We start from the raw sequence: 12,097 nt of genomic DNA on the forward strand, positions 1-12,097 counted from the left end.
GTAGAAATAGTAATACCGCGCTCACGCTCTTCTGGAGCATTGTCGATCGACGCGAAGTCTTTCGCTTCACCGCCGTATACTTTTGCAAGTACAGTACAGATAGCTGCTGTTAGAGTGGTTTTACCGTGGTCAACGTGGCCGATAGTACCAACGTTTACGTGCGGTTTCGTACGTTCAAATTTTGCTTTAGACACGATCGTGTTCCTTCCTAGTTATGATTCGCCTTAAGTCAAGTGCACTCAAAGCGCGCCAGAAATTGCTATTTTATGCGCCAACGCTCGTTAGCGCAATAGATTCGTTATTAATCAAATAACAACTACCCACGTTCAGCAATGATTGCATCAGCAACATTTTTCGGCACCTCAGCGTACTCAGCAAACTCCATTGAGTAAGAAGCACGGCCTTGGGTCGCAGAACGTAGATCTGTTGCGTAACCAAACATCTCTGAAAGTGGAACTCGAGCACGGATAATTTTGAGGCCAGCATTGCCATCATCCATGCCTTCAATGATGCCACGACGACGATTTAAATCGCCGACTACATCACCCATCCAATCTTCAGGTGTGGTTATTTCAACTTTCATTAGCGGTTCAAGAATCACTGGGTTTGCTTCTAGCGCGCCCTTCTTGAATGCCATTGAGCCGGCGATTTTAAACGCCATTTCACTTGAGTCGACATCGTGGAATGAACCGTCGAAGAGTGTTGCTTTGACATCCAAAATAGGATAGCCCGCTAACACACCATTGTTCATTTGCTCCTCGATCCCTTTCGCTACCGGGTTGATGAACTCTTTAGGAATTGCACCGCCCACGATGGCGTCAACAAAGACAAAGCCTTGTCCTAACTCTGCAGGTTCAACTTTCAACCATACGTGACCGTATTGACCACGGCCACCAGACTGGCGAACAAACTTGCCTTCCACTTCCGCTTGACCACGAATGGTTTCACGATACGCAACCTGAGGTTTACCCACGTTGCAATCAACGCTGAACTCACGTTTCATACGGTCAACGATGATGTCTAAGTGAAGCTCGCCCATACCAGAAATTAGCGTTTGTCCTGTTTCCTTATCCGTTTCGACTCGGAATGACGGGTCTTCAGCCGCTAATTTACCTAGCGCAATCCCCATTCGTTCCTGATCCGCTTTTGAGCGAGGCTCAACCGCGATTTGGATAACAGGCTCAGGAAACTCCATACGCTCAAGAATCACTTTATGATCTTGATGACAGAGCGTGTCACCGGTAGTGACATCTTTCAAGCCAATAGCGGCGGCGATATCGCCAGCACGAACTTCTTTAATTTCTTCACGTTTATTGGCATGCATTTGAACAATACGACCAAAACGTTCTTTCTTTTGTTTGACGGAGTTATAAACCGCATCACCAGAGTTAACCACTCCAGAATAGACACGAATAAACGTCAAAGTACCAACAAATGGGTCGGTAGCAATTTTAAATGCTAAAGCAGAAAACGGTTCATTATCGTCGGCGTGACGCTCAACTTCATTCTCGTTCTCATCAATACCTTTGATCGCCGGTACTTCTACTGGTGATGGCAAAAATTCAACCACTGCATCCAAAACAGCTTGCACACCTTTATTTTTAAACGCGCTACCACAAGTGGCAAGAACGATTTCGTTGTTCAGTGTGCGCTGACGGAGCGCTTGTTTGATTTCAGCTTCAGTAAGTACGCCGTCTTCAAGGTATTTATCCATCAATTCTTCGCTCGCTTCCGCAGCGACTTCAACTAAGTTGTTGTGCCACTCTTCAGCCAGCTCGAGCATATCATCCGGAATCGCTTCATAGGTAAAGCTCATGCCTTGATCGGCTTCATTCCAGTTGATGGCTTTCATCTTGATAAGGTCGATGACACCGCGAAAATCCTCTTCAGCACCAATATTTAATTGGATAGGAACCGGAGTTGCACCAAGACGATGTTTAATTTGATCTACTACGCGTAGGAAGTCTGCACCAGTACGGTCCATCTTATTAACAAACACAATGCGTGGAACATGGTATTTATCTGCTTGACGCCACACGGTTTCAGACTGAGGTTCAACACCAGATGAACCACAAAAGACAACCACAGCTCCATCAAGCACACGCAGTGAACGCTCTACTTCGATAGTGAAGTCAACGTGTCCAGGAGTGTCAATGATGTTAATGCGATGATCTTGGAATTGTGCATCCATACCACGCCAGAAGGCAGTTGTTGCAGCAGAGGTAATGGTGATACCACGCTCCTGCTCCTGCTCCATCCAGTCCATGGTGGCAGCACCATCGTGAACTTCGCCAAGTTTGTGAGAAAGGCCGGTATAGAACAGAATACGCTCAGTAGTGGTTGTTTTTCCTGCGTCTACGTGAGCACAGATACCGATATTACGGTAGCGCTCAATAGGAGTTTTACGAGCCACGATTGTATCCTCTTACTAAGGGAAACCTTAGAAAATAGAAATGTGCTGCGAGAGAACCTCGCAGCACAGAAGGTATTACCAGCGGTAATGAGCGAAGGCTTTGTTCGCTTCTGCCATACGGTGAACGTCTTCACGTTTCTTAACAGCAGTACCTTTGTTTTCTGACGCATCTAGCATTTCAGCTGCTAAGCGACCAGCCATAGATTTTTCACCACGCTTACGCGCAGCTTCAACCAACCAACGCATAGCAAGTGCGTTACGGCGAACCGGACGTACTTCTACTGGCACTTGGTAAGTTGAACCACCCACACGGCGAGATTTAACTTCTACCGCAGGACGTACATTTTCAAGAGCTTGTTCAAAAACAGCCAAGTGATCTTTACCAGATTTCTCAGCCATAGTGTCTAGTGCAGTGTAAACAATTTTCTCTGCAGTAGATTTTTTACCGTCAACCATAAGGATGTTAACGAATTTTGCCAGCAGTTCAGATTTGAACTTTGGATCTGGAAGGATCTTACGCTGACCAATAACGCGACGACGTGGCATGGAATATTCTCCGTTGTCTTCTTCAGGTTTTTTCCAAAACTATACAGTTTTTTCAAAATAACAAATTAATTTAGTGTTTGGCCTTACTTAACGGAATCCATTAAGACTTAGGACGCTTCACACCGTACTTAGAACGACCTTGTTTACGGTCGTTAACGCCTGAACAGTCAAGCGCACCACGAACAGTGTGGTAACGAACACCCGGAAGGTCTTTTACACGACCGCCACGGATAAGAACAACGCTGTGCTCTTGTAGGTTGTGACCTTCACCGCCGATGTATGAAGTCACTTCGTAACCATTGGTTAGACGAACACGACATACTTTACGTAGTGCTGAGTTAGGTTTTTTTGGTGTAGTAGTATATACGCGAGTACATACACCACGTTTTTGTGGGCACGCTTCGAGTGCAGGCACGTTGTTTTTTGCAACTTGCTTCACACGTGGCTTGCGTACCAACTGGTTAATAGTTGCCATTAGCTAGCTCCTGAATTTACTTAACGTAAGCTTTATGAAAAATCTAGCCCTGATTGTGATTTGCACAAATAGGGACGCAAAATTCTATGCAGCAGTGAGAGGTGTGTCAAGAAATATACAGATCTTTTTTATCCAGCAACATCAGCGTAGTGGATACTTTAGCGAACACTCGATAAAAATTAACACCAACTTATTGATTTCTCTTCACTTACTGTCATTTCAACAAAATCATTCATCGTTATTTGCTCAATAGAACTTGAGCACTTTTCTAACCATCCTCTAGCCAAAAGATCCTCACGCAGTGCATAAACTGACTCAATAGCCTGTAAATCGCTAAAATAAGGGCTCTGTGGGCTAGTGAGATAAACGGCATTTTCGATCAACAATAGTCGATCGTGAGCTTGAAAATAACGACGAACTAATTTTAGCTGTTGAGGATGTTTAATAATGTGCAGCACTCGTTTATCCCGTGGTATCAAAAAGTCACAATGTGGTCAAAAGATTGCCACATCACCCCAATCGTTTGAGGCGCAATAGGCAAAGCATCAATGATTAATGGTTCATCCGTTAACCCCCATTCGGCAAGACTTTGCTCACAGATATAGCGCTGTTCAACATCATACAAATCGAGCAATTTGAATGCGCTAATGTAATCGCGACTTAAAATAACGCTAGGATCTTGCCCGGTGACCAATTGCAAGACTCCTTCACCAACAAAAAAAACGGCTAAATCGTCACTGTAAGCCGAGGCCGCAAGCACGGCATCGAGTCCTTCACGCCCTGTACTGGTAGCGTGGGGAGGAGAATGAAACACAAAGGCGATTTTTTTCAAAATTGTACCACTCTATCCTCAGTTAATAACGCCTCGGCTAAGGCCCCTAGCCCTGCTTGTGAAAAGTCCATCGCTAAACTTGATACTGGTAATTGATGCTGTTCGGCTTCGCTTTGACTGATAATACCGCGTCGTAATGCTGCAGCAACGCAAGTTTCTAAGCGAATTTGATGCTTCTTCGCCATGGTTTGCCATGCTTTCACAAGATCAAACTCATCATTAGCAGGAACGGTTAATCCCGAGCCATTCAGCACACCTTCTTGATAGAAGAAAATACGCTTAATACTATGGCCTTTCTTGAGTGCCGATTGAGCAAAAAGATAAGCATTGCGCGCAGACTGAGTTCCATAAGCAGGGCCTGTCACCAATAGCGTATAAGTCAACGGTATGCTTTGTTGACTCACGAACACTCATCCTCTGTTTTACGTTGGCGGATATACAGATAAACCGTATGTTTGGATATATTCAACCGATCTGCCACACGATTGATCGCATCTTTGATATCAAAAATTCCCTTATCGTACAACGCCATCACAATCTGGCGATTTTTAGTATTGTTCGAGACTGATTTATCGGCATTAATTTCTTCAATGGTGCGTTCAACGGTTTGATCGACCAACTCGACCACATCACTGGCAAAGTTAACTGGCGCTGCAGCTTCTTGCGCTTCAGGTGTCGGCATAAAAGAGTGCAACACCTGTGAAAAAGGGGCGTCAAGGTTGACGTTAATGCATAACAAACCAATCACTCGATGTTCTCCATTACGAATGGCGACCGTAATAGACTTCATCAATACGCCACCTTTTGCTCTGGTAAAATACGAGCGAGAAAAGTTACGTTCGGAGCCTTCAATATCGCGCAGCATTTTTAACGCTAAATCGGTGATCGGTGACCCTACTTGACGACCCGTGTTCTCACCATTGGCGATTTTTATCGCCGAAGTATTCAGGTCTTCTAACGAATGCAAAACAATCTCACAAAAGGGACCGATTAAGCTTGCTAGACCATCGACCATTGCTTCATAGGAACGCAAAATCACTTTATCGTGCTCTGTAAATGGTTTTACATGCACAAATTCCATATCCATCAGCATATCGGCGTTAATGCTTTCTGTCGTTGTCACTGTACTTTGACCTTAGAACGTAAAATCAACAAATTGATGTAAGTTTATCAGAAAATTTTAAACGTGGACTAGGCTATCTTGCAATGCAGTGATGTAGAACAAATTATACGATGAATATCTCCCTAGCAAAGCATCAGTACTTTTACCATTTGACAAGGGATGATAAAAAATTGGTTAAAAAGTTGGTTTTACTTATAAAAAAGGCCTGAATCTTCAGGCCTTTGATACTTTTAATAAAGGATGAATCGCTATCTCTTATTTATTGCGCTGCGTCGCCATTTTCTACTTTCAACAACTCAACTTCAAAAACCAAGGTAGAGTTTGCAGGAATGGTTGGTGTATCTTGCTCACCATAAGCCAATTCTGGCGGAATGACGAACTTGTATTTAGAACCTACTTGCATCAATTGCACGCCTTCTGTCCAACCAGGGATCACACGGTTTAGCGGGAAAGTCGCAGGCTCACCACGATCGTAAGAGCTATCAAACTGAGTACCATCGGTCAGAGTGCCTTTGTAATGCACTTGTACCGTATCGGTCTCTTTTGGTGATTCACCTTGTGCTTCAGTTAAGACTTGATAAAGCAATCCAGATTCGGTTTTTTTCACCCCTTCTTGCTTCTCAAATTCAGCGCGGAACGCGTCTCCGGCTTGCTTGTTGGTGGCGGCTTTTTCAGCCGCTTGTGCTTGCATTGACGCAGCAACACGCTTATCCAACGCTTCTAATGCTTCACGAGTCTGCTGTTCATCCATTTGCGCAGCACCAGCAAAAACATGCTCAATGCCTCTTAACACCATGTCTTTGTTAAGATCGATTCCAATTTCATTAGGCTTTTCGATACTGCTGGTTAAATAATTAGCAAAAGAGACACCAATCGCGTAAGCCGCTTTATCATCCTCTGACTTAAAAGTGACACTTTGAACGGCAACAGAGGCATTTGGGGTAGCCGTTGTCTCTTCTTTTTGACAACCGGCTGCTAGCGCAACCGTAGCGGCAAGCAATGACACTTTAAAAAACGATTTCATTCAATTCTCCAACTTTGTAGGTAAACCTTTCTGTTATTGAGCACAAACCGACGGATTAAACTGGTGCACAATAGTATGTTGTACCAATATAACGGTATGTTTGGTAATTGTCTTTACTACTCAACGGATAATTAATTGTGCTGCGGATAATTTCTCATTTCATAGTACCGACGGTTGTCATTTTTCTGTTAAATGGCTGTTTCTTCTTTAATCAAGAGACTGACCGCTGGATTTTAGAACCCAATGGCTCAACCGGATTTGGTCTAAGCCGTGATGGGCGTTTTGCATTAATTTACTCCCAAGAACACCAATTGGTTTTATGGGATTTAGCACAACGTCAAATTCTAGCGGAGCTAGGCGCGCAAGACCCTGAAGCCAACCCGGTCTCGTACATTCGTATTACTGATAATGGCCGTTATGCGATAACAGCCACACAAATCAATTTTGCCGTGTGGGACTTAAGTTGGACCCAAGCCCAAGGGTTATGGTCTATCTCTGATGGTTTAATCATGGATGTCGCTCTGAGTAACGATGGGCAACAAGTTTTGCTAGGGGTGTCCAATGGTAAAGCCATCTACGTTGACTTAGTCACTGGACGACGGCTTGAGTTCCTTGCTCATCAGGAAAAAGTCAATTCTGTGGCTTTATCACCTAACGGTCGTTATGCCTTAACTGGTGGAAATGATTATACCGCTTATCTGTGGGATACTCAGAGTGGGCAGATTATCTATACTTTTGAGCATGAACAACGGGTTAACCGGGTTGCTTTACAGCGTGATGGTCAGTTAGCTTTCACTTCTGATGGTGGTAATCAATCGATTATTTGGAATTTACATACGGGTGAAAAACAAGCCAAACTACGTAGTCTTTCTAGACAGCTTATTTTCTCTAGCGCACGATTTTCAGATGATGGACGCTATCTACTCACTGGAACGCCATCTAGTCGTATCGAAATATGGTCAGCAACTAATGGTAAAAAACTCGCCCGCTTTGAAGCTAAACCACAAAAAGATGCGCGCCCCCCAAGGGCTGTGGTGTATGATGCGGTTTTCAATCCACAATACAGCGTTATTTCTGGCACGTCTGCAGGAATCGCTCAAGCTTGGGAGTTCAATCCGTGATCATACAAAACGCAGCAGAACAACAGCTACAGCAACGTATTGATGATTTAGAGTGTAAGCTGGCTTTTCAAGAGCAGACCATTGACGAACTCAATTCAGCTCTGACCCAACAACAACTCTTGATTAATAAAATGCAAGATCAAATGAAATATGTGGTCGGAAAAATGAAAAATATGGATACATCAAACTTAGCGGATCCAGCCAATGAAACGCCACCACACTATTAATAGTCTTGATGAACTCAACAATCACGGCTTATTCAAACGATGAAGAAGTAAACTATCACCATTCCAGTGACAACTAAGCATCCTCCTATACGTCGCAATTGATTATCCTCTTGCTGTGCAAGCTGCTGCATCATATTGCGCCATCCTTGAGGCGCAATCAGCGGACCAACCCCTTCAACAACAAGCAACAATCCTACTGCAATCCATAATGATGTGGTCATTTCTACCTCACTAAAAAAAGAAAGGCTCCTGAGGAGCCTTTCTGAATAATATTCAAATAATCCGTTTGTTATCATCTCTATAATGGCATCAAACCATTTAGAATAGGCATCGTGCGATTATTTTGCTGATGAGCCTCTAGCACTATTCATGTATTGGAAGAAGTCACTCTTTGGATCCAAGACTAAGATATCACTTTTCTGGCTAAATGAGTTTTCATACGCTTGCAAAGAACGTAAGAAACTGAAGAACTCAGGATCTTTACTATAAGCGTCAGCGTAAACTTTAGCTGATGTCGCATCCGCTTGACCACGCGTTATCCGTGCAGTTCTATCGGCTTCAGCTAAAATCGTCGCCACTTCAAGATCCGCTTGAGCACGAATTACTTCTGCTCTCTCACGGCCTTGTGAACGGTGACGACGAGCAACCGCTTCACGTTCAGCACGCATACGACGATAAATCGATTCACTGATTTCATCCGGAAGGTTGATCTTCTTCATTCTGAAATCAACAACGTAAACACCCAAGTCTTTGCTCGCGTTTACTCGGGTCTCTTTCAGAACATTGGCCATGATCTGATCACGTTGCCCATCAACTTCTAAAGCTTGTCTTGCAGCTTCAGTGGTGACTATTTCATCATCAGCACTATCAGGAAGTACCGCTTCATTACGTGGACCAGAAACAATTTGCTTAATGTCTCGAGAACCGATCTCTGCCCTGAGAACGTCGGTAACACGACGTTCAAGTAACGCTTGTGCTGTGAAAATATTACCACCGCCAGTCGCTAAGTAAAATTGACCAAAATCTTCAATTCGCCACTTAACGTAGGTATCGATAATAACGTCTTTTTGCTCAGAAGTTACAAAACGGTCTGAACGTCCATCCATGGTTTGAATACGAGCATTCAGTGTGTGTACTCGATCAAAAATAGGCATTTTAAAATGCAAGCCTGGTTCATAGATTTTAGACATTTCATTGTCATCTTGAATCACTCGTCCAAAACGAATTACGATGCCTCGTTCTCCCTCTGGAACAACAAACATCGACATCAAGAGCAATGCTAAAAAGACCACAACGACCGGGATCATTAACTTACGCATGCTTAGTTTCTCCCTTGACGAGTGTTAATTGAACGAGGAACCGTGTTGCTACTTGGATCCTGACGCTGTGACTGTAGTCCAGCTTCATCTTGTGCTGATAAAGATCGAGTTTGGCGAGACGGTGCAGCACCTTCTTGACCTGCGAGCTTATCGATCGGCAAATAGAGCAAATTGCCACTCGATTCTGAATCGATCAAAATCTTCGAGCTATTGGTATACACTTGTTCCATGGTTTCAAGATACATACGATTACGAGTAACGTCTGGGGCGGCTTGATACTCAGGTAACAGTTTCTCAAATTGAGCAACCTGACCAAATGCTTCATTAATGATTCGCTCGCTGTAACCTAATGCTTCTCGTTTAACCCGTTCAGCACGACCTGTGGCTTGAGGTAAGATCTCATTCATGTACGCCTCAGCTTCACGAATGAAACGCTCTTCATCTTCTCGAGCAGCAATCGCGTCATCAAACGCATCTTTAACTTGCTCTGGCGGACGCGATGACTGGAAGTTAACGCCAACCACTAATAAACCCATATCATAATCATCGATGATTTGGTTAAGTGTTTGTTGAGTGCTTTGACGAATTTGTTGACGACCCACGGTCAAGATACTATCCATCAAGGAGTCACCAATCACCGCACGCAACGCTGAATCGGTGGCTTGATGCAAACTATCATCAGGATTAACCACTCGATACAAATACTTGTATGGGTCAACGATACGATATTGGACATCCATCGCCACGTTGACGACGTTTTCATCTTTGGTCAACATGATACCCGAGGCACTCAACGAGCGAATCGCTTGAATATTGACGGGCGTTACTTCATCAATAAAACGAGGGCGCCAGTTCAAACCAGGATTAACTACACGATCGTATTGACCCAATCTTAAGACAACGCCTCGTTCGGCTTCTCCAATTGTATAGAAGCCTGAGAAAAACCAAATGGCAACAGCAAGTACGGCAATAACGCCAAAACCCATTGCTCCACCACCGGCAAACGAAGGACCATTGCCTCCTTTGCCAAACTTTCCGCCCAGCTTCTGACTCAGTTTATTAAACACTTCGTCTAAATCTGGCGGACCTTGATCACGACCACCTTTGTTACCGCGATTATTATTTCCCCAAGGGTCATTATCGCGGCCGTTGTTGCCGTTGTTATTTCCGGGCTCATTCCACGCCATTAGAAAGCTCCATCATTTGATATGACGTTATACTCTAGCAGTCCTTTAAGTGACGATAAAGTCACGTAAAACTGCCTCTTCTCTTTTCTCTAGTCTAGACCAATCCACTTGTTGCATACGAACTGATATTAGCAGATTGCCCTCAGGATCATACTCTTCCTTTTCAATGCAGTTCATTTGGAAGAAAGTGCTTCGAATTCGACCTTGGTGCTCAGGAGGAACACATAAACAATACTGGACAATTTTACTGGCAAGCCGGTCGGTCAGAGCCGTAAACAGCAAATCCATCCCCAGTCCATCCATCGCCGAGACCCAAACAGCCCTAGGAACACCTTCATCATCTCTTTCTATACGAGGATATTGGCCTTCTAGATTATCGATTTTGTTCATAACCAGTAAACTTGGCACTTCATGTGCCTCAATTTCTAGTAGAACGTCATCCACAGCTTGGATATTCTCACGAAAGCGGTCGTCACTGGCATCCACAACATGTAACAAAATGTCAGCTTGCTGAGTTTCTTGTAACGTTGCTTTGAATGCCGCCACTAAGTCGTGGGGTAAATGACGAATAAATCCTACCGTATCAGCCAAAATAGCAGGCCCTACATCCAGTAGTTCGATCTTCCGCAATGTCGGGTCTAGCGTCGCGAAGAGTTGATCAGCAGCATACACTCCAGCGGAGGTAATTTGATTAAACAGTGTCGATTTACCGGCGTTGGTGTAACCAACCAGTGAAATCGTTGGGATTTCTGCACGGTTTCTCGCTCGGCGTCCTTGTTCACGCTGTTTTGCCACTTTCTCTAAACGGCGTAAGATCGCTTTAATTCGCTCACGCAATAAACGTCGGTCTGTTTCTAACTGAGTTTCTCCTGGTCCACGCAAGCCAATCCCACCTTTTTGTCTTTCTAAGTGGGTCCAACCCCGAACTAAACGGGTCGAAATATGACGCAATTGAGCTAATTCAACTTGCAACTTACCTTCGTGAGTACGGGCTCGCTGAGCAAAGATATCCAGAATAAGACCCGTTCTATCAATCACTCGACATTGGCAAAGTTGTTCTAAGTTTCGCTCTTGGGCAGGAGAAAGGGAATGGTTAAAAATAACCACATCAGCTTCCGTTGATTGCACAGCTTGCGCAATCTCTTGAGCTTTACCCTCTCCAACGAAATATTTAGGGTGAGGAGATTGGCGACTACCAGTCACTACCTGCAGAGTTGATACTCCAGCAGAAGAGACCAACATTTCGCATTCTTTGAGATCTTCCCACTCACCCTTTTGCGTAAAGTTGATATGAACAAGTACCGCTCGCTCACCGGCTTCATAACGGTCAAACAAGCGTTCAACTCCTTAATGAATAATAATATGACGTCAAGTAATTAATCGTCTGATTTCTCTGTCGCACGCTCACCTGCAGGTCGGTCACCAGTATGGTGGCTAACTGGACGCGCAGGTACAACGGTAGAAATAGCATGCTTATAAACCATCTGATTTACGGTGTTTTTTAACAAGATCACGAATTGATCAAATGATTCAATCTGACCTTGTAGTTTAATGCCGTTTACCAAATAGATAAAAACAGGAATACGCTCGCGGCGTAGTGCATTTAAGAATGGGTCTTGTAGAGATTGCCCCTTAGCCATTTTATTTTCCTTATTTGTATTTTGTTGTAGTTATTTAGCTAGTGGTGCACATAAGTTGGTGCGGCCTTTACATCTGAGCTAAACGATAAAAACACCCTATATCACTGAGCAATCAACACAATATTGATCGATAAGTGACGGATCCTTTACAGGGTACATCACGCAAAAGCGATCACATTATACACAGCTA

The 12,097-nt window shown here is 44.0% G+C and carries 16 protein-coding genes; 2 read left to right on the forward strand and 14 right to left on the reverse strand.

Annotated elements, in window-relative coordinates; translation table 11 throughout:
- The 9 genes from BSR11_RS15455 to fkpA form a co-directional block, all read right to left on the reverse strand.
- On the reverse strand, window positions 1-194 hold a 194-nt coding region (locus BSR11_RS15455; protein ID WP_240004084.1), incomplete at its 3' end, for a GTP-binding protein.
- Between the two features lie 122 nt (window positions 195-316).
- Complete coding sequence (gene fusA / locus BSR11_RS15460) at window positions 317-2,413, reverse strand: elongation factor G (protein WP_004397615.1); 2,097 nt, start codon at window positions 2,411-2,413, stop codon at window positions 317-319.
- Window positions 2,414-2,488: 75 nt separating this feature from the next.
- On the reverse strand, window positions 2,489-2,959 hold the full coding sequence (rpsG, locus tag BSR11_RS15465) for a 30S ribosomal protein S7 (RefSeq protein WP_004397616.1): 471 nt from the start codon (window positions 2,957-2,959) through the stop codon (window positions 2,489-2,491).
- A 100-nt stretch (window positions 2,960-3,059) separates the two neighbouring features.
- Complete coding sequence (gene rpsL, locus BSR11_RS15470; protein ID WP_004397617.1) at window positions 3,060-3,434, reverse strand: 30S ribosomal protein S12; 375 nt, start codon at window positions 3,432-3,434, stop codon at window positions 3,060-3,062.
- Between the two features lie 179 nt (window positions 3,435-3,613).
- Window positions 3,614-3,892, reverse strand: coding sequence for a sulfurtransferase complex subunit TusB (tusB, locus tag BSR11_RS15475; protein ID WP_072671249.1), 279 nt, complete (start codon window positions 3,890-3,892; stop codon window positions 3,614-3,616).
- A 17-nt stretch (window positions 3,893-3,909) separates the two neighbouring features.
- A complete protein-coding gene (gene tusC / locus BSR11_RS15480) occupies window positions 3,910-4,266 on the reverse strand; it encodes a sulfurtransferase complex subunit TusC (RefSeq protein ID WP_072671250.1) in 357 nt (118 codons plus the stop codon).
- Window positions 4,263-4,670, reverse strand: coding sequence for a sulfurtransferase complex subunit TusD (gene tusD / locus BSR11_RS15485; RefSeq protein WP_110168405.1), 408 nt, complete (start codon window positions 4,668-4,670; stop codon window positions 4,263-4,265). The genes tusC and tusD overlap by 4 nt, the downstream gene beginning before the upstream one ends.
- Entirely contained in the window at window positions 4,667-5,389 is a 723-nt protein-coding gene (locus tag BSR11_RS15490) for a helix-turn-helix transcriptional regulator (protein ID WP_072671251.1), read from the reverse strand. Before BSR11_RS15490 ends, tusD begins: the two co-directional genes overlap by 4 nt.
- A 259-nt stretch (window positions 5,390-5,648) precedes the next feature.
- Window positions 5,649-6,413 (reverse strand): FKBP-type peptidyl-prolyl cis-trans isomerase, encoded by a 765-nt coding sequence (gene fkpA / locus BSR11_RS15495; protein WP_004397621.1) that lies wholly within the window; start codon window positions 6,411-6,413, stop codon window positions 5,649-5,651.
- A 140-nt stretch (window positions 6,414-6,553) separates the two neighbouring features.
- Between fkpA and BSR11_RS15500 the strand changes: the two genes are divergently transcribed.
- Together BSR11_RS15500 and BSR11_RS15505 are read left to right on the forward strand one after the other, a co-directional pair.
- Complete coding sequence (locus tag BSR11_RS15500) at window positions 6,554-7,534, forward strand: WD40 repeat domain-containing protein (protein ID WP_072671281.1); 981 nt, start codon at window positions 6,554-6,556, stop codon at window positions 7,532-7,534.
- Window positions 7,531-7,761 carry a SlyX family protein gene (locus BSR11_RS15505; protein WP_072671252.1) on the forward strand — a complete coding sequence of 77 codons (231 nt, stop codon included), beginning with the start codon at window positions 7,531-7,533 and terminating at the stop codon, window positions 7,759-7,761. Before BSR11_RS15500 ends, BSR11_RS15505 begins: the two co-directional genes overlap by 4 nt.
- A 32-nt stretch (window positions 7,762-7,793) precedes the next feature.
- Here BSR11_RS15505 and BSR11_RS15510 read toward each other — a convergent pair whose 3' ends face one another.
- The 5 genes from BSR11_RS15510 to hfq form a co-directional block, all read right to left on the reverse strand.
- Window positions 7,794-7,982 carry a DUF2065 domain-containing protein gene (locus tag BSR11_RS15510; protein WP_072671253.1) on the reverse strand — a complete coding sequence of 63 codons (189 nt, stop codon included), beginning with the start codon at window positions 7,980-7,982 and terminating at the stop codon, window positions 7,794-7,796.
- A 117-nt stretch (window positions 7,983-8,099) separates the two neighbouring features.
- A complete protein-coding gene (hflC, locus tag BSR11_RS15515; RefSeq protein ID WP_072671254.1) occupies window positions 8,100-9,080 on the reverse strand; it encodes a protease modulator HflC in 981 nt (326 codons plus the stop codon).
- 2 nt (window positions 9,081-9,082) lie between these two features.
- Window positions 9,083-10,267, reverse strand: a complete 1,185-nt coding sequence (gene hflK / locus BSR11_RS15520; protein ID WP_072671255.1) for an FtsH protease activity modulator HflK — start codon at window positions 10,265-10,267, stop codon at window positions 9,083-9,085.
- A gap of 45 nt (window positions 10,268-10,312) precedes the next feature.
- Window positions 10,313-11,602 carry a ribosome rescue GTPase HflX gene (gene hflX, locus BSR11_RS15525; RefSeq protein ID WP_072671256.1) on the reverse strand — a complete coding sequence of 430 codons (1,290 nt, stop codon included), beginning with the start codon at window positions 11,600-11,602 and terminating at the stop codon, window positions 10,313-10,315.
- A gap of 41 nt (window positions 11,603-11,643) precedes the next feature.
- Entirely contained in the window at window positions 11,644-11,907 is a 264-nt protein-coding gene (gene hfq / locus BSR11_RS15530) for an RNA chaperone Hfq (protein ID WP_072671257.1), read from the reverse strand.
- Between the last annotated feature and the right edge of the window lie 190 nt (window positions 11,908-12,097).

The sequence above is a fragment of the Vibrio injensis genome, assembly GCF_001895205.1.
GTDB lineage: Bacteria > Pseudomonadota > Gammaproteobacteria > Enterobacterales > Vibrionaceae > Vibrio > Vibrio injensis.